The following is a 22,559-nucleotide window of genomic DNA, read 5'->3' on the forward strand; positions in this document are numbered from 1 at the left end:
GTATTACATGATAAATCCTACCAAAACAGAACTTCCAAAAAAACTATTTTTCTTCTAAGCGACGATAAACATCAACGAATTCACTTGCTAAATCAGTAAACGCAATCGAAGTCATTAAATGATCTTGAGCATGAACAGTCAGTAACGTCACAGTCATGTGATCACCTTGTGCTTCTTGAGTTAATAAACCAGTTTGGGCACGATGCGCTTCCACTAGTGATGCACGGGCATCCGCTATTTTTTGATCCGCTAATGCGATATCTCCTGCCTTCGCCGCTGCGATTGCTTCCATCGCATCACTTTTAGCGTTTCCTCCAAACATAATTAAGCCCATAATTGATTCTAAATTCTTTTCTTCCACAATAATATCCCCCTAGTCGTTTTACTTAATCAAACCTAATGCTTGATCTAATACTTTGTCTCCATCCATCATGCCATAGTGGCGCATATCGATGACATCTAATGGAATCGCTTTTGCTGCTAATTTTTGCTCAAACTGTGCTTTCATAAAACGAACTTGTGGGCCTAACAGTAAAACATCGACTGCTTTCGTTTCTAATTGTTGATCAGCTTCTGACGCAGAAACTGCAAAAATATCTGCCTCCATTCCTCTTTCTTTAGCCGCTTTTTCCATTTTTGTCACAAGCAGACTCGTACTCATCCCTGCTGAACAAACTAACATGATTGTTTTTTTTGCCATAACATTCACCTCATATTTTTATTCTTACACTTATATTATAAGCAATAAGTATGCCAACTTTTTAAGTGTTCTAAAGCCCGATAAATCAATGTTTGCAAAAAGAAAACACTTACACACTAAGAGTACACGCTATCTGTTCAGTTTTTTTCGGTTTTAATTTTTGCTTCCTTTTTGTTAATTCGGCAAAGAACTTCAACACTAAGCTAGAATGGAGGTAGAATCGTCTTTATATGACAAGCATTTAAAAACAGTTGAAATTTTATATCCTTATGCCGATTTATAAAAAATAAGAGAAATAACTCTAAAAAAAAGACAAGTCTAATCCTATCAAAGAAGGATAAACTTGTCTTAATCATTTATTTAATGAATCACACACTAATAGCGAGTGTGTAACTCACCTTGCTGCATTTCTAACTTATTTTCTAAAAACATTTGAGTTAGATGAGCAACCTCGTCTTCAGAAATTCGAATTTGATATTTCTTTTCAATACTCATCAAGCCAGTACGCATGAGATCACTTTCTAAACGGTAATTCTTTTGAAAATCATTTAGATGCTTGAAAATTGGCCGTTCTTCCCCTCTTAAAATACTTTCAACTAAGAAAACAAGATGAATCACTAGCCCCGATTCAACAGCAGGATCGACAATTAAATGGAGTTGATTTTGAACTTGATGAACCAATCGTTGTAACTCTTCAATTAGTTGTTGCAATGAAGGGACATGCGTGATGGCTCCTTGCAGTGATTTAACAATCGTCTCCACTGGTAAACTCTCACTAACCATTCGTTTTAAAATATTTAATTTTTCATCATCAAAAATATCATATGCCGAAAAGAACGGAATATTTTGATACTCTACCTCAACAGTCCCTGCAATTGCCTTAATTTCATATTGATCGAGTAGTTCATCAATATGTTTTTTAAAGGTTTCCCGCTCAATAAATTGCATTTGAATCACTTCCACTTTCGATTGATCCACGATTGGTAAGATTCGTTGGTACAAATGAGCCGCGACGCCTTCACCCGTAAAACAGGTTACGATGATAGCTTTTTTAAGATCTTCTTTTTTAGCTACTTGCTTGAATTGCTCATGTACGGCCATTTCAAAAGAACGTTGAACGTTTTTATAAATGTCTTCCAAACTACGACCAACATCTGCCATTCTAAGCGTTTCAAGGACAACCATCGTACTTGTCATCGAAATCGCTTTGGTACGAATGCCTGTTTCTTCAAATAGTAAATGCGCAAATGAGTTTAATGATCCCATGTCGGTTAATAATAAAATGCCATTTTCGTAACGCTTCTCATTTGCCCGAATGTGTTTTAATAACTGTCCATACATGGCTTTTACCTCAATATCAAGTGCCATATTCATCGCGTGACCGATGGAAGTTCCTAATAACTCCTGCGCGGTTTGTAACATACTACTTGCAGTCGCTTCACCGTGCATTAACACGATGACGCCAACTTTTTCAATATTTAGCGACTGTTCCTCGCCTGCTTCTAAGGATAAAAACATACTAATAAAGCCAATCTCATCAAAAGGAATTTCTACGCCTTGCTCTTCTTCAATAATGGAAGACAAGTCCATCGCTACTTGAAATTCAGCTTTTAGATTTTTTCGGACATTATTTAAGTTTGGATGAACAATCATGTGGTCTTTTGAGACACGATCTAATGTACTTTGTAAATGCAATGCAAAAGCAAATCGAATTTTTTCGTTGTACTTACGATCCAATTGTTTTTCAGCTAAATCATATAGACGATTGGTTAATTCCCAAAGTTCTAAAGGAACTAATTCTTTATGAACCGGTAATTGAACTAACTCTTCCACATAAGTCTCAAAATAAGCATCCACATCATGCGAGATTAGATTTTCTAAATCAACCAGTGCGACCCCTGTTTCACTTAAACTTGCCACTTTTTCCTCGATATCATTATAGACTTGCATATCTCTTTCAGGATCTTGTGACCAGACGACTTCGCTCGCTCCAGGATCAAATGTTAAATAATCGCCTTTTCCTTCTAAAAAATAATCGAGGCGATCGGCTACTTCTTTCACCTTCAATAGTCCTTTTTGTACCGCTAGTGAGCAATCTTCTTTTCGTACGATTAAATGCGTTTGTTCATACGTGCGATAATGAAGGAATGCTTTGGCACATACCAATTTTAAATCGCGCTTGATTTGTCCAATGTTGGCTTCCGCATCATATAACATAAAAGCAATAATGGCTGATTTTTCTACTTGAATACGCTGGTTTAAGCGATTCGCTTCTTGTTTAATAAACAATGAAATAATTTGGTACCGTTCATCCATCGTGCGAGAAATCAAATTCGGTAAGGTAATCGACATTGGTATTCTACGATTAAATGTTGTTAAAAAGGTATCCGAAGATTCTGTTGTTGCCCCAATAATCTGAACACTGGCTTCTGACACTTTATCGCTTTCTCCTAAAGGGCGAAATGTCCCTTTATCGATAAATGTAAAGAGCATTTCTTGTCCTTCAGGAGGTAAGCGATGAATTTCATCTAAAAACAAGATTCCACCGTCCGCTTTGGCTATTAAACCCGGCGTATCTTCCAGTGCGCCGGTATAAGCTCCTTGACGAACTCCAAAGATATGGCCAAAAAGCAACTGTGGATTTTGCGCGTAGTCGGCACAGTTAAATGAGATAAATGGCGCATTTTCTTTTAACGTTTTCGAAGAAACAGCAAAATGATACATGCATTCAGCAAACATCGATTTTCCTGTTCCTGTCTCACCAAAAATAATGGTATGAAGGCCTTTAGGTGGATATAAAATCGCTGCCTTCGCTTGTTGGATGCTCACTTTTAAGGAATCATTCGCTCCGACAAGATTATCAAAGGTGATGGCAGATGACGTATCCACATGATTTTTTTCATTTTCTGTTGCTAAAGCGGCATAAATGACAGGTCTTCCCTCACCTTTAGCAATTTGTTGTTCTTTATATAGTTCATTTAAATAACGACTGACGTTGCTTCGATCCATCTTCAATAAATCTGCGATTGCATGAGCAGTCAAGCCTTCAGGGTGCTTTTCGATGATTCGCAGAATTTCATTTTTTCTAGAATTCATGTTATCTCCTTAAATGATCCCTGGTGGTTACATAGCAGGTGGTGTTTTTTTTCGAGCACCTTTATTTTTTTGTTTCGCAGTTTTTGATTTTTTCTTTTTGCGTTTCTTTTCTTCCGGTCTTGTCGTCACGGAACGTTCTTTCGATGGCGCAGCGAATGATTTTTCTTTTGGCGTCATTTTGCCTTTATTGACCGACGTTTTATCGCTGTTTTTTCGTTTCGTCACTTCTACGCGATATTTTTCAGGTAGCTCGGCAACCAGTTCGCCGCCATAAATAAAGGTTTCGGTTACAGTAATCTCTAAATCACGGGCAATTCGTTTTAAATCACGAAGTGTGTTGTCTTGAACAATCGTCACAATCGTTCCTGCAGCACCCATCCGTCCAATCCGACCCGCACGATGTAAGTAACTCTCTTTTGTTAGAGGAACTTCGGCATTAATGACAAAAGGAACATTCGCAACATCTAGGCCACGAGAGGCTAAATCCGTTGTTAATAGTTGGCGGACAGATCCGTCTCTAAAGCGGTTCAATGCTTTCTTACGGGCATCTTTTGATTGATCTGACGCTAAGGAAGCTACCAGAATTTGATTGTATAGAAGTTTTTCTTCCGCACTCCCTAATTCTGATAATTGATTAAAGAATACAAAGCCTTGGAAATCTTTGAGATGAGCAAAGCGTCGTAATGCTTCAACGACTTGTCGTTTGGAATAATTCAAATAATAATGATTCACGCGCTCATTCTCTGGATTCAAATCCGTAACGTCAATCACTTCTAAATCCGTTTGAACAATTTGGCGAATCGCAGGTAACGCCACATCTGCTGTTGCTGAAAAGAAAGCATAGTGCGTTTCTTGAGGAAGTGTTCGCAAAATTTGATCCACGAATTCAATGGTTCCTTGTTGTAATAACTGGTCGGCTTCATCTAGAATGACTGCTTTCATTTGTTGCGTTTTTACTTTCTTTTGTTTCATTAGCTCGTTGACTCGCCCCGGTGTCCCTACCAAGACTTCTGGTTTTTCTTTTAGTTTTTCAATTTGGCGATTGACATTCGCGCCACCAATTAGTGATTGCACTTTTAAGCCTAAATCTTTCCCCCATACGCGAGCGACTTCTGCCACTTGTATTCCAAGTTCTTGGGAAGAAACCAAAATCAATAATTGATTTCCTTGACCAGGTATCACTTTTAATAATGTTGGCAGCAAATAGGCTAATGTTTTACCTGATCCCGTTGGCGAAATCCCTACGACGTCTTTTCCAGACTGTAGTGGTTCAAAAACGGCTGTTTGTATCAAAGATGGGGCTAAAAAATGGTTTTCTGCCCATCTTTTTTGCCAGACTGCTGGCAAGTTTTCTTGTATCATAATTTCCCTCTATTCTTTATCTGCAGCGTAAGAAACATCTACTTGTTTTCTCATTTTATAAAGTAGTAAATTGACGCCTTGCGCTAACGTTAATAACTCTTGGTACGTTTCATGGTGTACGGTAGGATCTTGCATAATCGCTGCAAAGACGCGTGCTTCTTCTATCATTGGATTTTCTTCGACATGAAGTGGTATTTCTTCAACGGTGTGATCGGCTCTTTGATGAATCGTAACATGATTAATCGCATTGACACTACTTAAGACAAATGTCTTAGCCGTTGTATAAATCTCTGACGGTAAAAAGGAATCACCAATTTTCCCATGTTGGATCGTAACATCAAAATTTTCATAACGTAAAATCACCGTACCAATGCCATCGACCCCTGTTGCAATTTTACGCGCAAAGTGATGGACCTCTTTAGGCATTCCAAACCATGCGACGGATGCATAGACCGGATAGACTCCTAAGTCAGCTAACGAGCCACCGGAAAAGGTTGGTGAAAAAATATTCGGCTCTTCTCCTGCCAAAACAGCGTCATACCGAGAAGAATATTTCATATAACTAAAATTAGCTCCAATGACTTCTTCTAGCGGCGGAAGAAGTTTCTTCACCTTTTTAAAATTGTCTTCATGAATATTACGAGCCGCTTCAAAAAACAATACGTTCTTTTCATTGGCTAATGTCATAATTTCAACCATTTCTTCTGGAGTTGAAAATGCCGGTTTTTCAACGATAACATGTTTATTCGCTAAGATCGCGGCCTTTGCTTGAGAAAAGTGTAAACTATTTGGCGAAGCGATATAAATGACATCCACTTCAGGTAAATGAACAAATTCATCTAAATCTGTTTCGCAAATAACTTCTCCATACCGTGAACCAAATTCTTCGGCTGTCGCTAATTTTCGTGAGTAAACAGCGGTTAACTGGTATTCTTTGGTCGCAAGTGCGGCTTCGACGAATTGGTGGGTAATCCAGTTCGTCCCAATAATCCCTAAATGCATCATCTGACATTCCTTCTTTCTCATTATGGTGTGTGATTGGCTCTAAATCGATTATGATTCTCTCAATGTGCCCTAGCAAGAACTTGCATGTGTTTTGAATAGTCAACGATGGATCTTGGCTTTTTTCCATCACCGATTGGCTCATTCTTAAAATAACTCGCATCAAAAAGATGATGGCTTCGCAAAAATAATGCTTTGAAGCGCATTGATTCATCTACCTGCCTGAATTGTATCATAAATTCCCCTTCTCAGCAGAAAAAATCAAGGAAAGTATCAAGTCTTTTCAATTATTTATGCTATACTTTCAACTATAAGATAACTAGGGATGTGATAACATGAATAAAAAACTATTTTTGATTACTGCCTCACTTGCAACCGGACTCGTTGGTTCACTCATTATTAAAAAACACAAACAGCCAAACCTTTCACCTAATGATGTTTTCGTTGGTGAATGGTATTACTCAAAAAAAAATCAAACCAAAGTAACTCTGACGATTACACCCAATTTTGAACTCCTCATTCCAGGGAAAAAACAACCTGTCGCGGCATTAACAATCCTTCCGCATCGGATTGTTTTTTTAGATCAATTGGGCTATGAAATTGTATTTGAACAAAAAGATCAGCAGTTCTATTATTTCGATGAAGCCGAAGATGCCGTGTATGAAATTTTTAAGCATATTTAACCAGACAAAAAATAATTATCCTTCGATTTATATTTACTACGACTATTTTTCGAATGTTAAAGGAACTTACTCATGAATTTAAAACCTATCACTCATTCTTTTCTTGTTCTTTTTTTGACAATCAGCAGTCTCTTGGCCTTTCCGTTAGATCTTTTCGCTGAAACAGTCACGACACCAGATGACTTCTCCATTGAGGCTAAGGCTGCTTTAGCAGTAGATATGCAAACGGGGACCATTCTTTATGAACAACAAAGTGAGGAACGAATGCCAGTCGCATCGATTACAAAGCTTCTTAGTCTCTATCTCGTCCAACAAGCCATCGCCAACGGAGAACTCAGGTGGGACGATAACGTGACGATTTCATCTGATATTGCGACGTTAAGTCAAAATCTAGCACTCTCAAATGTCATTCTTGAAGCAGGAGAAACCTATACAGTTGAAGAATTATTTGAAACGGCCGTCATTCTTTCTGCGAATGCAGCGACGGTTGCACTAGCCGAGCTTGTTGCAGGTTCCGAATTTGCTTTTGTTGACTTGATGAAAGAACAGTTAACCACTTGGGGAATAACCGATTTCGTTCTTGTCAATAGCACAGGACTAAACAATGAAGATATGACAACGCCTTTGTATCCATCGTCCAACCCGACAGATGAGAATGAATTTACAGCAAAAGATATTGCTATCATTACGCGTCATCTCCTCCAAGATTTTCCCGAAACATTAGACTATACGAATAAAGCTTCTGCTGTCTTTGAATCGAAATCAGGTGGTCCGGCAACGATGTATAGTACTAATTGGCTATTAGCCGGAATGCCTTACGAAAAAGCTGGCGTTGATGGCTTAAAAACAGGAACAACCGATTTAGCAGGTCCTTCTTTTGTTGGTACGATTGAAAAAGATGGCCGCCGAGTCATCACGGTACTGTTAAACGCAGAGACTTCTGAGGCGCGTTTCAGCGAAACAAGTCGACTCATGGACTATGCTTATAATCAATGGGCTTATCAAACGATCCTAAACGCCGGAGATGAAATCCCAAGCGTCTCACCAGTCGAAGTATTAGAAGGCAAGGAAGAAGCCGTTTCAGTGATTGTGAATGAAGAACTGACGGCGCTGTTACCGATTACTTCAGAACCATTTGACTTTCGTTATACCCTGTTGTTTGACGATTCTTCCACTAAACTTAAAGCGCCGATTGCAAAAAACCAAGCACTCGGTGAGGTACAAGTCCAACTACCAGCAGACAGCCTCGTCTATTTAGAAGAATCTGATCGCGAAGCTGCCTTAATCGCAAATACGACAACATTCTACGCAAATAATGATGTCGAACGTGTCAATTTCTTTGTTCGATTATGGCGTCAATTATTTAACTAAATCGATGCATATTCTATTGGAGGGGTAAAAATGACTGCACTTTTTTCACTCTTACTCGTATATAGTGTAGGAGTCGTTTGGCTTTATTACCAAGCAAAAGAAGCAACGCTACCAAATCTTAGGTTCAAAATAAGCTGTTGGACGATCGTTTCTTTCGCTTGTTATGTGATGATTCTGGAAATCAAACAAGGAACGTTCTATTTTCTCTTACCCTCTGTAATTTTACTGTTTTTCTTTTTAAACTATCGTAGAAACAAAACATTATTATTCAACGGGTTTTTATTCAATCTCTTTTTGCTCTCATTTAGTTTTTACCTTTTTTATCACTATTTATTAACGAGAGATTTCCTTCTCTTTTGTTTACTCGTTTGCCTAGCTATTATTGGCCTATTTTTCCTTTTATTTGGTACTTGGAGTTTAATCTTACTTTTAGTTTGGAATGCACGCTTCATGATTCGGCGCGAAGGTCGCTCCATCACGAATTTATTGACACTTATCTTAGCCATTGTCTTGATTCTAATGACACTTTATGATCGCTTCATCGTGACTATCATCCCAGAGTGGCTCGCGACATTTTTATCCATTATTCCTTTTAGTTTCTTTTACTTCTCGTTGATGTTTGTCAACTTTTTAACGATTTCGCTTATTTATCAATTGAATCGGCCTGATTATAATCAAGACTACATTATTGTACTAGGTGCTGGATTATTAGATGGTGTGACCGTTACTCCCCTGTTGGCACAGCGTATTGACCGTGCATTAGCCTTCTATACACAACAAAAAACGTACACAAAACAACCACCGAAAATTATTTTCTCAGGTGGGCAAGGGCCTGATGAACAAATACCTGAAGCGGTCGCGATGCAAAGCTACGCCTTAGAAAAAGGATACCCTTTAACTGATTTATTGCTTGAAGACCAATCGACGACGACTTTTGAAAATATGAAGTTTTCTAAACGCTTGATCGATCAACGACATCCACAACAGGCAAAGGTCATCTTTACCTCTAATAATTACCATATCTTCCGTGGTGGTGTTTATGCGCGACTGAATCATTTGCATGCGGACGGGCTCGGTTCAAAAACCGCCCTCTATTATCTACCTACGGCCTTTTTACGAGAATTCATTGCCATGATTGCCATGCATCGTCGCACCCACTTTCTTTTTTTAGCGGGAGCGGGCATTATTTTCTCTTTACTGGCGCTCATTACCATTATCACCGGATAAAAAAAGTTCAAGTGATTCCCGAACGGGGTCACTTGAACTTTTTAAATCATTGTTTGATTTTTTAAGACTAGTTGTTGCCAGCGACTTCTAAATTTTAGAGCAACTGGACCTGTTGCTTCTTTAATCGCACAGTATTTATCAACCATTGTCACAATATAGCTTTCTTTATAGCGTGGTAAGGCTAGTGTTGCTCCCCACATATGCTTCACAATAATATCACGTTCTAAATCAGATAATTCCGTGATTTTCTCTGCATTTTTCATCGCAATTCTTGGATGCATATAAGCATGGGAGCCTTCATCAAATTTAGTTGTACGCCAATCGTAAAAAAATAAATCATGAAGTAAACCTGCACGAGCCGTCGAACGGACATCACCTTTCCATTTTTTTGCTAATTTATAACTATAGTAAGAGACGCTAATGGAATGTTCTAAACGAGTGGAGTGATAGTGTTGGACATACGTCGCGAGGCTTTTAACTTCTTCTGTTTCAAGTAAGTCCTCTACATATGATAAGTATTCTGCATCCTGCTGCCATTCTTGGGTCATAATGATTTTTTGCCACCTTTAATTTCATCTATGTTTTTTCATAATTTAAAGTATAGCACCTTTTTCACAGATGTCTAAAGAAGCTCGTTTTCTTAGTTAAAAATTAACACTTCCTTAAGTGTTCGTTTACGTTTGATAAAGAAGCAAAATGATACATTAAAATGCCTCCTGCTACCCCAACATTCAGCGATTCAGCTGCTCCGTATAACGGAATATAAACATTTTGATCCGTTTGTGTGAGGAGCTCTTTTTGTACACCTTGTCCTTCATTCCCTAAAATAAAAGCCACCGAAGCAGATTCTGGGATGCTCGTATACGTAATCGCTTCTGGATTTAATTCTGTTCCATAAACCGGAACCTTTTCTTTTTTTAATTGATCGATGACCTCAAATAGATTCGCCGAAACAACTGGTAGATGGAAATGACTTCCTTGCATACTACGCAACACTTTCGTACTATAAATATCTGCCGAACCTTCTCCTAAAATGACTCCTGAAAACCCTGCGGCATCTGCCGTTCGGATTAACGTCCCGACATTTCCCGGATCTTGAACGTGGTCAAGCAAAAGCCATTTCCCACGATAATCGCTGATAATCCGTTCTTCTTTATGAACTAATGCGACAATTCCTTGGGGCGTCGGCAATTCAGACAAACTTTTCAATACTTCTTCTGTCACAAGTGTCAGCTCTAGCGCTTGTTTTTCTAGCCACTCCCCGTAGTCAGCCAAGCCCTTTGGATCGACAAAAAGCTGCTCAATCATCGCGCCATGTAACACGGCTTCTTCGACTAAGTGGTAACCTTCTAAAAGATATTTTTGTTCTTTGTCGCGTTGTTTTTTTTGATGGAATTTCTTCATTTCTTTAATCAATTGATTTTTACTTGATTGAATTTCTTTCATTTATCTCACCCACTTGAATTATAGCATGAAGAAAACAAGATAACTTGTTGAAAAGGAAAAAAAACGGTATCATTTACTAAAAAGGGGGTATTCTTATGCGAAAAGTACGAATGCGTGTCACTGGTCGTGTCCAAGGTGTGGGGTTTCGTTTTATGACAAAGATGGTCGCCGATCAACTAGGAATTTGGGGGTGTGCTACGAATGAAGACGATGGGTCCGTCGTGATTGAAGCAATGGGGCCTGACGAGGCTTTGGAGACATTTATTGAAAAAGTGAAAGCCTCACCTGCCCCGTACGGCAGAGTCGCTTCATTTACACTCACGGAAGATACTACCATCGAGTTGCGACAAAAGTTCTATACTAATTAATCAATTGTGAAGAATCCATGGCTTTTTTACTCGTAACATTGATAATTCTTTACTTTTTTAGTATAGTTAATCTTGTGTTCATTTTAGATAGAAAAGGAAGAATTCAATGAAAAATAGAAAAAATTGGCTCGTCGGTTCCGGGCTATTTGCCGTTTTAATGACACTCTCTGGTTGTGTGAGTATGCTAGATGATGGGACCCCTGATCCAACAGGACTCATTTACCGTTTTATGGTTGAGCCTTTAGGTCGCGGATTAACCTTTATTGCGACGGATTGGAATATGGGTTATGGCTGGGCGATTATTGTGATTACGATTATTGTACGGTTAATCATTTTACCTTTAGGGATTAACCAATCGTATAAATCAATGGTTCAAGCTGAAAAAATGCAGTACATTAAACCTCAAATCGATATTGCTCAAGCAAATGCAAAAAAAGCAGTCACTCGTGAAGAACAAATGCAAGCTCAATTAGAAATGCAAAATGTGTATAAAGAAAATGGGCTAAGTATGTTTGGTGGGATTGGATGTTTACCATTACTCTTACAAATGCCTGTCTTTACCGCTCTTTTTTATACCGCTCGTTATACACCTGGGATTGATCAAACGAGTTTTTACGGAATTTCTTTAGGCGAAAGCAGCATCATTCTCGTTGCGATTGCTGGTTTAGCTTACGCGCTTCAAGGATACCTTTCATTAATTGGCGTTCCTGAAGAACAAAAGAAAACAATGCGTAGTATGTTAATTGTTTCGCCATTAATGATCGTCATGATGTCTTTCTCCTCTCCTGCCGGTGTAACATTATACTGGGTAGTCGGAGGGATTATTGGATGTGTTCAAACATTCATTACAAATGTATTAATGAAACCTCGTATTAGACGTTCGATTGAAGAAGAGATGAAGAAAAATCCACCAAAAGTCGTTGTAACACCAAGAAAAGAAGCGACACCTGTCAAAGAAACAAAAGCTCCAGCTAAAAAATTGAACGCGACAAACACTAATAGTGGCGGTCGTAATGCAGGAAAACAACAACGGAAATCGCCCTTATAAAACAAGCGATTAAATGATAAAAGAAGCCAGCTCCCATAAAAGGAACTGGCTTCTTTTTTTAGTTGAATGAACAACTTTTGTGCCAATCAATTGAAGGCATTCATCGCCCAAAATGAGCGCGAGTAGCTTAAGAATTCAGCAATTATTTGTAAAAATATACGACTCGTTCAAGAGCGGCTTGCTTATTTCGTCATTAAATGATCTAAACTTGCAATCACAAGAGCCATGCGAGAAATTTGTTGCAATTGATTTAAACGGTTATTACGAATACGATCATCGTCAACCATGACCATCGTTTCGGCAAAATACGCTTCAATCAATGGACGTAGCTGGATTAAGGCCTCATAATTTTGTGCCATCGTACGCGTCGAAAATTGTGATTGGACTTCACTTACAGCATCAAACAACGCTCTTTCAGCATCATTTTCAAACAAGCTAGGATCAACTTCTAGCGTGTCATTGGTTGCTTTTTCCGCTAAATGAATAACCCGCGTCAAGGCTTCCACCGATACTTTGAATTCTGGATCGTCTAGATGAGCTTTCAAAATTTCAGCAGCATCAAATAGTTGTGATAAATCAGGTTGTTGTGACGCAATCACGGCTTCGATCACATCATGGCGAATCTCTTTAGTCATTAAGAATTGTTTGAGACGCGCATGAATAAAGGCTGTCATTTCTTGCTGTTTAGACTCTAAAGCTAAGCCATAACGAATTGGATCTTCATTAATGACGGTAACCATTTCCGCTTGTAATGCGGCCAACGGGAAATGCCATTTCTTTTGTTCTAAGATGCGAACAATACCATAACTTTGACGACGTAACGCGTAAGGATCGTTTGAACCACTTGGAATCATACCGACGGAAAAGAACGTCAACAAACTATCGAATTTATCCGCGATCGCTAACACCGCACCGATATTAGATGTCGGTAAGTCTCCTTCACTTGAAATTGGTAAGTAATGTTCTCTTATTGCACGAGCAACTGCTGGCTTTTCTCCTTGTAATAAGGCATATTTCTCTCCCATAATTCCTTGTAATTCAGGGAATTCGCCAACCATGTTCGTTACTAAATCAAACTTATAGATTTCACTAGCCCTTTGTAAGTCAGCTAATTCTTCCGATGTTAATCCGAATTGTTTGCCTAAAATTTGGGCAATCATTTGTACCCGATTCATTTTTTCTTCCATCGAACCAATTTTTTTATGGAACGTCACTTGTTTTAATTTTTCTAAACACTGTGCAATCGATAGTTTTTGATCTTCTTGATAGAAAAAGGCAGCATCTTCTAACCGTGCAACTAAGACTTTTTCATTGCCTTTAATCACATTTTCAATCGCATGGTGATTTCCATTACGAACCGAGATAAAGTGCGGCAATAAATTCTTTTCTTGATCACGCACGTCAAAATAACGTTGATGTTCCTTCATTGAAGTAACGAGCACTTCTTCTGGTACACTTAAATATTTTTCATCATAGTTTCCGACAAACGCTGTTGGATACTCAACTAAATTGGTGACTTCATCAAGCAAGTTAGAATCAAAATCAATGGACCACTGATTCGCATCCGCAATTTCTTGGATTTGCTCGACAATCATTTGTTGACGGCGCTTAGCATCCGCAATCACAAAAACGTCACTTAATTTCTCTAAATAGTCAGCCGCTTTGGCAATGGTAACTTCATGTCCTAAGAAGCGATGACCACGAGACGTACGACCGGTTGGAACGTCTAAAAACTCAAAAGGAATGACTTCATCATCAAGTAAAGCTACGATCCAGTGTACGGGACGGATATACTCAAAATCATACTTTCCCCAGTGCATGGTTACTGGGAAAGTAAGACTCATCATGACTTCTTTTAATCCTGTTAGAACTTCAAAAGCTGGTTTTCCTTTTGAATATTTTGTGACATGGACATATTCGACGCCTTTAAGCTCTTTGAAGTAAATATCATCCGTCGTTAACCCTTGACCACGCACGAATCCTTGTGCTGCTTTTGACCATTCTCCTTGGGCATCAAGCGCAATTTTTTTCGCTGGTCCTTTGATTTCTTCTTCGGTATCTGCTTGTTTATCTGCTAAATCTCGAACGAATACCGCGAGGCGTCGAGGAGTAGAATAAGCCGTAATCGCCTCAAATGTTAGTGAATGATCAATTAAAAAACGTTCGACTTTTTGTCTTAATTGCTCCATGCTCGGTCCAACTACATGCGCAGGCATTTCTTCTAATCCTATTTCAAATAATAAGTCTTTTTTCATCTTATTTCTCCTCCTCTAACCATTTTTGTGCTTCTTCAGGGCTTAGTAGGGGGTAACCTAATTTCGCTCTTTCTTCTACGAAAATTTTAGCAATTTCTCGTGATAGATTCCGAATACGCGCTAAATATCCGGCACGTTCAGTCACCGAAACAGCTCCTCTTGCATCAAGTAAATTAAAATTATGGCTACATTTTAAGATGTAATCATAGGCTGGATGCACTAAGTTCTCTGCAATACAACGTTTTGCTTCTTCTTCAAATTTATTGAAATTATCTAAAAGCATCGCTTGATCACTCACTTCAAAAGAATATTTGGAATGTTCGTACTCCGCTTGTTTGAAAATTTCGCCATATTTTACGCCTTTTGTCCACTCGAGGTCATAAACACTTTCGACTTCTTGGATATAAGAAGCTAACCGCTCTAGCCCATAAGTAATTTCAGCCGTAACAGGCTTACATGCTAAGCTACCAACTTGTTGGAAATACGTAAATTGCGTAATTTCCATACCATTTAACCAGACTTCCCAACCAAGACCCGCACACCCCATCGACGGATTCTCCCAGTTATCTTCGACAAAGCGAATGTCATGTTCAAGAGGATCAATTCCAAGTAATTGTAAACTTTCTAAATAAAGTTCTTGAATATTTTCCGGTGATGGCTTCATCACAACTTGAAATTGGTGATGTTGGTACAAACGGTTAGGATTTTCCCCGTAACGACCATCAGCAGGACGGCGTGACGGCTCTACGTAAGCTGCGTTCCAAGGTTCTGGGCCAATCGCTCTTAAAAACGTATAAGGGCTCATTGTACCCGCTCCTTTTTCGGTATCATAGGCTTGCATTAACATACAACCATTACTCGACCAAAAGTTTTGTAAGGTCATAATCATTTCTTGAACCGTTAATTTTTCTGTCATCTTATTTCCTCCCAATTTTTTCATGCTGATTGATCATCCAGTCAATAAAAAAGTCCCTATACTTGCCCAGATAGACAAGTATAGGGACGAATAAGTTCGCGGTTCCACCCTACTTCCGATAAAAATCGGCAGCTTTTATTCACTGTGCTCTCACTCGCCTCAAATAAAGTTATCGACTATTTGGCTCTCACTCACCCAAACTCGCTATAAGGATAATTCTTTATTTTTTTAATGATCAACGCACGATTCAGTTACTAACTATCATAATTCTTTTGCCCATACTTTGTCAATCATTTTCCTGCTTTTCCTGTGTTTGCACATCTCTTTGCATAATTTGACCCCATTCATTCATTTGCTCAATAAATTTTTTGCTTTTCAAATGAATCCCCACATATTCTTCATAAAGCTGATCGATGATTTGACGAATCAATTGCTTCGTTTCTTTCTTTAATTTAATCGATTGAATATCTTGATACGAAATTTGGGAAAATTGACGGATGAGATGTATGGCTAGAGGATCTGCGCCGTAGCGACGTCGATCTTCTGAAAAATGCCGTTCGCAAAGGATTCCGTGATATTTAGGTGAAAAATCAAATTTCCCCCTCGTCTCGCTACATATTTGACAAGAATGCCAGTTAAATGCGGTACCAAAACGTTGCAAAATTTGAATTTCAAAAATATTCGTAATAATTTCTGGATCCTTGCCATCTTCCAAATGATCCAGTGCTTGTTCTAAAAAAGTATATAAATTTGGATCATAGACGCGGTCTTCAATGGCTGCATCGCATAAATTTAAAAGATAAGTCGCATAAGCCGCGATAAATATATCTTTTTGAATCATTAAATACGGCGATACATACTTGGCCCCATTTAAAAACGAAAGTCCCTCTTCATTGAATCGTCCCATGTAAGTCGCTTTAGTGTATGGCATGATGGCAGGGGTTAAGGGATTATTTTTTCGATGAGCCCCTTTAACAAAAAACATTAGCTTGCCAGAAGACTCTGTAAAAATTTTAACTAATTTGTCTTTTTCTTTATAATCTTTCGTAAATAAGATGATTCCTTTCGATTCTACGACATTTTTCAATCGTGACGTCGCTCCTTTCTACAATCATTGAGGTCCTAAACGAAAAACGAGACAATCATGCTTGTCTCGTTTTTTTTAATAGTCCTCTTCGCGGTAACCAAAATCAGTTAAATGCGTCTTCTTGTCGCGCCAATCTTTTTGCACTTTAACCCATAGCTCGAGATAGACTTTACTGCCTAGTAAGTTTTCAATATCAAGACGGGCTTTGGTGCCGATTAGTTTCAGCATTTTTCCACCTTTTCCGATAATGATCCCTTTTTGGCTATCTCGTTCCACAATAATCGTTGCTTGAATTTCGATTTTATTATTTTCGTTGCGTTTCATTGATTCAATCGTGACCGCAACAGAGTGAGGAACTTCATCTCTCGTAAAGAACAATACTTTTTCTCGAATTAATTCTGAGACAATAAAACGTTCCGGATGGTCGGTTACTTGATCTTCCGGGAAATATTGCGGACCTTCGGGCATTTGAGCAACTAATGTTTCCATCAAGCGTTCAAAGTTATTGCCTTCAGTAGCAGAGATTGGAACGATTTCTGCAAAATCCATTTGTTTCGAATAGTCATCAATAATTTCTAAAAGTTCATCTGGATGAATCGTATCAATTTTATTAATAACGAGATAAACAGGAACGGAACTTTGTTTCAAACGCTCAATGATTAAATCATCGCCTCGGCCGCGCTTCATATCTGCACTGACCATAAACATCACGATATCCACTTCGCGCATGGCGCTATAAGCAGTCGCTACCATAAAATCGCCAAGACGATGTTTCGGTTTATGGATTCCTGGTGTATCGATGAACACGATTTGCGCTTCATCTGTTGTATAAACGCCTTGAATTTTATTACGAGTCGTCTGTGATTTATCACTCATAATCGCAATTTTTTGACCGACAATCCGATTTAATAAAGTCGATTTCCCAACGTTGGGGCGTCCAACGATGGCTACAAATCCTGATTTATAATTTGACATAATTGTACCTCTTTCTTAAAATATCCATTGATAAATTTTTGGTAAAAAAATGAACATACCGACAATGATTGCAAAGCAAGCGGTCAATAATACTGCACCGGCTGCCATGTCTTTGATTTTTTTCCCAATTGAATGAAAATGAAAATCAGTGACCATGTCGACAACATTCTCAAAAGCAGTATTGATCATTTCCATCACTAACACTAAAAAAATACTAAGTAATAGCCAAAGCCACTCCCAACGATTTAAGCGGAAAATGATTCCTGCAATAATTGTAAGGATTCCTGCTATCGTGTGTGTGCGCATGTTTCGTTCTTCGCGATAGACCGTTTTAATTCCTGTCAAAGCAAATTCAAACGAGCGAATAAAATGTTTGTTTTTACCAATCTCCTCTTGCTTATCTTTGTAGTCCATAAGCATCCAAGATTTCCTTTTGTAATCCAAACATCTCTGCTTCTTCATCCGGTGTCAAATGATCATAACCATTTAAATGTAAAAAACCATGAACCGCTAAAAAGCCTAATTCTCGCTCATAGCGATGCCCGTATTCATTCGCTTGCTCTTTCGCTTTATCAATCGAAATCATAATGTCACCGAGAATTTTAGGGAAATCAACGGCATCTGGAAAATCATCTGGAAAAACAATCGCCATTTCCTCTTCGCCTGTTTCTTCAAAAGCAAAACTAATCACGTCAGTCGGGACATCCTTCTGACGGTAGACTCGATTAATTTCTTGGATGGCGTCATTATTCATAAATGTCACAGACATCTCTGTTTCTTCTGGCAGATTTAAGAAGTCTGCTGCAAATTGTAATAAAGAATCGACTTCTTTTTGTTGCGCGGGTGGGACTTGGTTCGTCTCATCAATAAAGTTAATTTCCATTTCGATCTCTTCTTTCTTGTTCTTGTTTCATTTCTTCTGCTTCTGATTTCATTTTAGGATACTTGATGCGGGAGTGGAATGTACTGCATAACCCATTCACTAAAGATTGTTGAATGATTTTAATTTCTTTCATCGTTAAGCCAGAATCATCTAGCTGACCATCCAGTAAGCGATCATGAATTAAATTCGTCACAAATTCATTAATTTTTTCGTTCGTTGGATGATCCATTGCACGCACTGCAGCTTCACAACTATCCGCAATACTCACAACAGCTGCTTCTTTCGTTTGAGGAATCGGACCAGGATAACGATACTCTTGTTCAGAAATATCAGGATTGCGTTCTTTTGCTTTATAGTAAAAGAACTTCATCAGTGTCGTCCCATGATGCTGACGACAAATATCAATTACCATTTGCGGCATCTTATTTTGTTCCAACACAACGGCTCCATCGATGACATGTCCGAAAATAATTTGTTTACTATCACTTGGCAGTAAAAAATTATGCGGGTTCTCTGCCCCTGGCGGTAAATTTTCGACGAAAAAGTTCGCGTGTTTCAGTTTTCCAATATCATGATAATAACAGGCTACGCGCGTTAAGAGCGATTGCCCACCGATTTCTGCTACAGCATTCGCACTTAAATTGGCGACCATCATACTATGATGATACGTACCTGGTGCTTCTTCTAATAGTTGCTTTAATAAAGGATGGTTCGGATTGCTTAATTCATTCAACACAATCATACTATTATCGGTAATTAATAGCTCAATATAGGGATGTAACCCGATCGTTAGAATTAAAGAAAGAATTCCTCCCACTAAACTTGTCGCAAGATTCATCCATGAACGACTATCGGTAAAACTCATTCCTTGATAAATGACTAAAATAACGTTCATCCAGAATGGAAATAACATTAGCCAAACAATCGCAGCGAATCCTTGTTCAGAAATTCGTTTTCGTTTTAATAAAGTTCCCATTAAACCAGAAAACAAATAAGATAGTAAGATAATATTCAAGAAATTGGTGCCAATTGAATCGTAGAAAATATAAGTTGCCAAGATAACTTGGAATAACGCGGCTAGCACACCAGTCCTTCGACTAATAAAAACGGTTAATATCAACGGCACAAATGCTGCTGGGAAAAGGAGCGGCATATACTGGGTATTGTTCATTTGAAACAGTTGAAGGAACTTCATGACAACGATGCTAAAAGACATCATCGCTGTATAAAAAATAACAGCAATAAAGCGTGTCGTATTGGGTTGAATCTGTTTTAGAAAATACAATAAGACGAGCACTTGTAACACGTTTGATAAGATCATCGAGACTAGCGGGAAAATACTCGTACTTTGTTTCGTCATTCCCAGTAAATTTAATTTTTCAATCATATTAGCATCGATTTGAGAACCTTCTCGTACGATGACTTCCCCTTGAAAAATCATTACCGGTTGCACGGATTCTTTCGCAGCTTGCATGAGCTCTTCCGTCCGTTTTTCATTTAAGACAGAATTTACAACAATTCCTTGGTTAATTAAATAGCGAATCGCTTGTGCTTGGTCATTTGAAACATTTAAAAAAGAGATTTTGTCGTTCGCATTTTGTTTGATATCTTCTAGATTACTCGCTCGAACTTGTTGACCCATCTGCTCATTCATGATGGCCAATGTTTGTGTCTCGACTTCTTCTATCTCTGTATTGGTCATCGAAAAAATGAGTTCATAGAAAGGATTCGGTATTTTTTGATAAAATGTCAAATCATCTGAGTCCACTTGTTCGAATCGTTTTTTTAATAAAGCAATTTGTTCGTCAATCGTAACGGCCTGAAAGGTCTCATTTTCTTTAACCGCTTTTTGTCTTGATTCATTTTCAAGTGCTGCTTCTGTCTTTACTTCGCCAATCAGACTAAAAAGCGTTTTGAGTAACTGCTCTTGACGTTTCACTAAATCTTCATCATAAGTATATTCTGGGGTGACCGATTCTGCAGCAAGTTGTCTTTTTTGTTCAGTAGCTTGGGTATTTTCGATCGTTTTATTCGCTCGAATACTTTTTTCAGCTACTTGTCCTTCTTTATAATCGACCGCTCGTTGTTGAACGTTAGGAAAGATCAGAAGAGAAGAAAATAAAAAGAAAAGGACTAAAACAAAAGGGATCAGAAACTTTCCTAATTTTTCATATATTTTAATTAAAGGTTGAATAATCATGGCACTCCCCCTCTTTCACAGATTATTTATCGTTTCCTTCGTCGTAAGCTCGAATAATTTGAGCGACTACAGGATGACGAACCACGTCATTAGCATCGAAGGCAACAAAAGAAATCGCCCGAACTTTTTCCAGGGTTTTTTCAGCATGAACAAGGCCACTGGTCACCCCTTTTGGTAAATCAATTTGGCTCGTATCGCCATTGACAATCATTTTAGAATTAAAGCCTAGACGTGTTAAAAACATCTTCATTTGCGCGACAGTTGTATTTTGTGCCTCATCTAGGATAACAAAGGCATCTTCCAGTGTGCGACCTCTCATGTAGGCTAGCGGGGCAATTTCGATCACGCCACGTTCCATTAAGCGATTCGTATGCTCCATACCAAAAACTTGATACAAAGCGTCGTAAACCGGTCTTAAATAAGGATCAACTTTTTCTTTTAAGTCACCTGGTAAAAAGCCGAGATTTTCGCCAGCTTCCACAGCCGGACGTGTTAAAATAATTTTTTGGACTTCCCCTTTTTTCAAGGCACGAATCGCCAGTACAACCGCTAGAAATGTTTTTCCTGTTCCGGCTGGTCCAATGCCAAAGACAACATCGTGTTTTTCAATCGCGCGAATATATTTTTTTTGACCGACATTTTTGGCACGAATGGGTTTTCCGTGGCGATCTTTCAGAATTTCTTCCTCATACATCGCGACAAAATCAGTCATCGTGCCTTTTTCAGCCATCTTGATTGCCGTTACCACATCAGGTGAACTCACCGGAATACCACGATGAATCAGTTCTTGTAAACTTTTAATAATGAGAGACGCTTTTTCAGCATTGCTAGGAGCCCCTTGAATTTGGATCATTTGTCCTCTTGTCCGGATGATGACTTGTATTGCTTCTTCAATGATTTTTATATGTTTATCATGGGCACCTAGTAGTAAATGTGCATCATCATGCTCTGACAACTGGATATCAATGGTGATTTGTTCTTCTGCCAAAAAAATCGCTCCTTCTTCTAAAACATTCTACCCTATGATACCATATTCTTCGAAAAAGAAGAATTGCTTGACGAAAGAAAACTAGACAAAACATCCGCGACTAAAGTGGCTTGTCCGCTTGCATCCCTAAAGGGTCAAATCCTATTCTCACTTCTCTTTGAAAAAGAAGCCATAAAAAAAGTCGTAGGAGAGTTTCCTACGACTTTTTGTGGTTACAGGTTATTTAATTGTTCTTTTACGATTTCATTTACTAAGTTTCCATCGGCTTTGCCTTTTACTTGTGGCATTACCTTGCCCATCACTTGCCCAAAAGCTTGTGTGGAAGTCACTCCTGTATCTTCAATCACCGACGCAACAATTTGACGAATTTCTTCTTCCGTTAATTGTATCGGTAAGTATTTTTCAACAATTGCGATTTCTGCTACCACTTTTTCGACCAAATCATCACGATTGGCTTTTTCGAATTCAGCTAATGAATCACGACGTTGCTTCATCTCACGAGACAACAGCGTCAATTCTTCATCGGCAGTTAATTCTCTACCAAGTTTAATTTGTTCATTTTGCAACGACGCTTTAATCATGCGAATCACCTGCAAAACAGTTTTCTCTTTTGCCTTCATCGCTAACTTCAAGTCATCGTTCAATCTGCTGAGTAGTGACACACTACCAACTCCAATTCTTTGCTTCTAGAAAACTAGAAATTAGAATTTTTTACGTTTTCTAGCAGCTTCAGATTTTTTCTTACGTTTCACGCTTGGTTTCTCATAAAACTCACGTTTACGTGATTCTTGTAATGTACCTGCTTTTGAAACGGAACGTTTGAAGCGACGAAGAGCATCATCAAGAGACTCGTTTTTGCGAACGACTGTTTTTGACATGTTAATCCCTCCCTCCGAGCTTAAAAAGTAACCGTTTTTGTGAATGTCAAAAAATCTAACGCTCACAATACTGT

Annotated in this window: 22 protein-coding genes; 5 read left to right on the top strand and 17 right to left on the bottom strand. The window is 38.5% G+C overall.

Annotation, left to right across the window (positions count from 1 at the left end):
- Positions 1–43 precede the first annotated feature (43 nt).
- From RU93_RS03150 to RU93_RS03170, 5 genes are all read right to left on the bottom strand, one after another.
- Entirely contained in the window at positions 44–361 is a 318-nt protein-coding gene (locus tag RU93_RS03150; RefSeq protein ID WP_071874156.1) for a PTS lactose/cellobiose transporter subunit IIA, read from the bottom strand.
- Positions 362–382: 21 nt separating this feature from the next.
- Positions 383–700, bottom strand: coding sequence for a PTS sugar transporter subunit IIB (locus RU93_RS03155; RefSeq protein ID WP_071874157.1), 318 nt, complete (start codon positions 698–700; stop codon positions 383–385).
- A 375-nt stretch (positions 701–1,075) separates the two neighbouring features.
- A complete protein-coding gene (locus RU93_RS03160) occupies positions 1,076–3,796 on the bottom strand; it encodes a sigma-54-dependent transcriptional regulator (RefSeq protein ID WP_071874158.1) in 2,721 nt (906 codons plus the stop codon).
- 27 nt (positions 3,797–3,823) lie between these two features.
- Positions 3,824–5,158, bottom strand: coding sequence for a DEAD/DEAH box helicase (locus RU93_RS03165; protein WP_071874159.1), 1,335 nt, complete (start codon positions 5,156–5,158; stop codon positions 3,824–3,826).
- A gap of 9 nt (positions 5,159–5,167) precedes the next feature.
- Positions 5,168–6,163, bottom strand: coding sequence for a Gfo/Idh/MocA family protein (locus tag RU93_RS03170; RefSeq protein WP_071874160.1), 996 nt, complete (start codon positions 6,161–6,163; stop codon positions 5,168–5,170).
- Between the two features lie 332 nt (positions 6,164–6,495).
- Here RU93_RS03170 and RU93_RS03175 point away from each other — a divergent pair, with 332 nt between their 5' ends.
- The 3 genes from RU93_RS03175 (at position 6,496) to RU93_RS03185 (ending at position 9,441) form a co-directional block, all read left to right on the top strand.
- A complete protein-coding gene (locus RU93_RS03175; RefSeq protein WP_071874161.1) occupies positions 6,496–6,843 on the top strand; it encodes a DUF4828 domain-containing protein in 348 nt (115 codons plus the stop codon).
- A 72-nt stretch (positions 6,844–6,915) separates the two neighbouring features.
- Positions 6,916–8,214, top strand: coding sequence for a serine hydrolase (locus tag RU93_RS03180; protein ID WP_071874162.1), 1,299 nt, complete (start codon positions 6,916–6,918; stop codon positions 8,212–8,214).
- A 30-nt stretch (positions 8,215–8,244) separates the two neighbouring features.
- Positions 8,245–9,441 (top strand): YdcF family protein, encoded by a 1,197-nt coding sequence (locus tag RU93_RS03185; RefSeq protein WP_071874163.1) that lies wholly within the window; start codon positions 8,245–8,247, stop codon positions 9,439–9,441.
- Between the two features lie 41 nt (positions 9,442–9,482).
- Here RU93_RS03185 and RU93_RS03190 read toward each other — a convergent pair whose 3' ends face one another.
- Both RU93_RS03190 and RU93_RS03195 read right to left on the bottom strand, forming a co-directional pair.
- Positions 9,483–9,989, bottom strand: coding sequence for an HD domain-containing protein (locus tag RU93_RS03190; protein ID WP_071874164.1), 507 nt, complete (start codon positions 9,987–9,989; stop codon positions 9,483–9,485).
- A 103-nt stretch (positions 9,990–10,092) separates the two neighbouring features.
- Positions 10,093–10,887: a TrmH family RNA methyltransferase gene (locus RU93_RS03195; protein WP_071874165.1), complete on the bottom strand. Its 795-nt coding sequence runs from the start codon at positions 10,885–10,887 to the stop codon at positions 10,093–10,095.
- A 95-nt stretch (positions 10,888–10,982) separates the two neighbouring features.
- Between RU93_RS03195 and RU93_RS03200 the strand changes: the two genes are divergently transcribed.
- Positions 10,983–11,255: an acylphosphatase gene (locus RU93_RS03200; RefSeq protein WP_071874166.1), complete on the top strand. Its 273-nt coding sequence runs from the start codon at positions 10,983–10,985 to the stop codon at positions 11,253–11,255.
- Between the two features lie 106 nt (positions 11,256–11,361).
- On the top strand, positions 11,362–12,303 hold the full coding sequence (gene yidC / locus RU93_RS03205) for a membrane protein insertase YidC (RefSeq protein ID WP_071874167.1): 942 nt from the start codon (positions 11,362–11,364) through the stop codon (positions 12,301–12,303).
- A 182-nt stretch (positions 12,304–12,485) separates the two neighbouring features.
- On the opposite strand, the gene glyS is transcribed toward yidC, so the two are convergent.
- The 10 genes from glyS to rpsU all read right to left on the bottom strand — a co-directional run bounded on the left by glyS (position 12,486) and on the right by rpsU (position 22,485).
- On the bottom strand, positions 12,486–14,558 hold the full coding sequence (gene glyS / locus RU93_RS03210; RefSeq protein ID WP_071874168.1) for a glycine--tRNA ligase subunit beta: 2,073 nt from the start codon (positions 14,556–14,558) through the stop codon (positions 12,486–12,488).
- 1 nt (position 14,559) lies between these two features.
- Positions 14,560–15,474, bottom strand: coding sequence for a glycine--tRNA ligase subunit alpha (glyQ, locus tag RU93_RS03215; RefSeq protein WP_071874169.1), 915 nt, complete (start codon positions 15,472–15,474; stop codon positions 14,560–14,562).
- A 286-nt stretch (positions 15,475–15,760) separates the two neighbouring features.
- Positions 15,761–16,561 carry a DNA repair protein RecO gene (recO, locus tag RU93_RS03220; protein WP_071874170.1) on the bottom strand — a complete coding sequence of 267 codons (801 nt, stop codon included), beginning with the start codon at positions 16,559–16,561 and terminating at the stop codon, positions 15,761–15,763.
- A 75-nt stretch (positions 16,562–16,636) separates the two neighbouring features.
- Entirely contained in the window at positions 16,637–17,536 is a 900-nt protein-coding gene (gene era / locus RU93_RS03225; RefSeq protein WP_071874171.1) for a GTPase Era, read from the bottom strand.
- A 15-nt stretch (positions 17,537–17,551) separates the two neighbouring features.
- Positions 17,552–17,950 (bottom strand): diacylglycerol kinase family protein, encoded by a 399-nt coding sequence (locus RU93_RS03230; protein ID WP_211272547.1) that lies wholly within the window; start codon positions 17,948–17,950, stop codon positions 17,552–17,554.
- The gene (gene ybeY / locus RU93_RS03235) at positions 17,934–18,419 is read right to left on the bottom strand and encodes an rRNA maturation RNase YbeY (RefSeq protein WP_071874173.1); all 486 of its coding nucleotides are present in this window, start codon (positions 18,417–18,419) and stop codon (positions 17,934–17,936) included. The genes RU93_RS03230 and ybeY overlap by 17 nt, the downstream gene beginning before the upstream one ends.
- On the bottom strand, positions 18,409–20,619 hold the full coding sequence (locus RU93_RS03240; protein WP_071874174.1) for an HD family phosphohydrolase: 2,211 nt from the start codon (positions 20,617–20,619) through the stop codon (positions 18,409–18,411). The genes ybeY and RU93_RS03240 overlap by 11 nt, the downstream gene beginning before the upstream one ends.
- Positions 20,620–20,641: 22 nt before the next feature.
- Positions 20,642–21,607: a PhoH family protein gene (locus RU93_RS03245; RefSeq protein ID WP_071874175.1), complete on the bottom strand. Its 966-nt coding sequence runs from the start codon at positions 21,605–21,607 to the stop codon at positions 20,642–20,644.
- Between the two features lie 212 nt (positions 21,608–21,819).
- On the bottom strand, positions 21,820–22,269 hold the full coding sequence (locus RU93_RS03250; RefSeq protein WP_071874176.1) for a GatB/YqeY domain-containing protein: 450 nt from the start codon (positions 22,267–22,269) through the stop codon (positions 21,820–21,822).
- A 39-nt stretch (positions 22,270–22,308) separates the two neighbouring features.
- A complete protein-coding gene (gene rpsU / locus RU93_RS03255; RefSeq protein ID WP_002356740.1) occupies positions 22,309–22,485 on the bottom strand; it encodes a 30S ribosomal protein S21 in 177 nt (58 codons plus the stop codon).
- Positions 22,486–22,559: the final 74 nt, after the last annotated feature.

Origin of the sequence: Enterococcus aquimarinus (assembly GCF_001885765.1) — a bacterium.
GTDB lineage: Bacteria > Bacillota > Bacilli > Lactobacillales > Enterococcaceae > Enterococcus_I > Enterococcus_I aquimarinus.

What these genes read in the sequence shown, in the direction of transcription:
- rpsU (WP_002356740.1), bottom strand. Translation starts at nt 22,485, where the DNA reads ATGTCAAAAACAGTCGTTCGCAAAAACGAGTCTCTTGATGATGCTCTT.
- RU93_RS03160 (WP_071874158.1), bottom strand. Translation starts at nt 3,796, where the DNA reads ATGAATTCTAGAAAAAATGAAATTCTGCGAATCATCGAAAAGCACCCT.
- RU93_RS03185 (WP_071874163.1), top strand. Translation starts at nt 8,245, where the DNA reads ATGACTGCACTTTTTTCACTCTTACTCGTATATAGTGTAGGAGTCGTT.
- RU93_RS03230 (WP_211272547.1), bottom strand. Translation starts at nt 17,950, where the DNA reads ATGGACTACAAAGATAAGCAAGAGGAGATTGGTAAAAACAAACATTTT.
- yidC (WP_071874167.1), top strand. Translation starts at nt 11,362, where the DNA reads ATGAAAAATAGAAAAAATTGGCTCGTCGGTTCCGGGCTATTTGCCGTT.
- RU93_RS03240 (WP_071874174.1), bottom strand. Translation starts at nt 20,619, where the DNA reads ATGATTATTCAACCTTTAATTAAAATATATGAAAAATTAGGAAAGTTT.
- RU93_RS03195 (WP_071874165.1), bottom strand. Translation starts at nt 10,887, where the DNA reads ATGAAAGAAATTCAATCAAGTAAAAATCAATTGATTAAAGAAATGAAG.
- RU93_RS03190 (WP_071874164.1), bottom strand. Translation starts at nt 9,989, where the DNA reads ATGACCCAAGAATGGCAGCAGGATGCAGAATACTTATCATATGTAGAG.
- era (WP_071874171.1), bottom strand. Translation starts at nt 17,536, where the DNA reads ATGTCAAATTATAAATCAGGATTTGTAGCCATCGTTGGACGCCCCAAC.
- glyQ (WP_071874169.1), bottom strand. Translation starts at nt 15,474, where the DNA reads ATGACAGAAAAATTAACGGTTCAAGAAATGATTATGACCTTACAAAAC.
- ybeY (WP_071874173.1), bottom strand. Translation starts at nt 18,419, where the DNA reads ATGGAAATTAACTTTATTGATGAGACGAACCAAGTCCCACCCGCGCAA.
- RU93_RS03175 (WP_071874161.1), top strand. Translation starts at nt 6,496, where the DNA reads ATGAATAAAAAACTATTTTTGATTACTGCCTCACTTGCAACCGGACTC.
- RU93_RS03200 (WP_071874166.1), top strand. Translation starts at nt 10,983, where the DNA reads ATGCGAAAAGTACGAATGCGTGTCACTGGTCGTGTCCAAGGTGTGGGG.
- RU93_RS03170 (WP_071874160.1), bottom strand. Translation starts at nt 6,163, where the DNA reads ATGATGCATTTAGGGATTATTGGGACGAACTGGATTACCCACCAATTC.
- RU93_RS03155 (WP_071874157.1), bottom strand. Translation starts at nt 700, where the DNA reads ATGGCAAAAAAAACAATCATGTTAGTTTGTTCAGCAGGGATGAGTACG.
- RU93_RS03165 (WP_071874159.1), bottom strand. Translation starts at nt 5,158, where the DNA reads ATGATACAAGAAAACTTGCCAGCAGTCTGGCAAAAAAGATGGGCAGAA.
- RU93_RS03180 (WP_071874162.1), top strand. Translation starts at nt 6,916, where the DNA reads ATGAATTTAAAACCTATCACTCATTCTTTTCTTGTTCTTTTTTTGACA.
- glyS (WP_071874168.1), bottom strand. Translation starts at nt 14,558, where the DNA reads ATGAAAAAAGACTTATTATTTGAAATAGGATTAGAAGAAATGCCTGCG.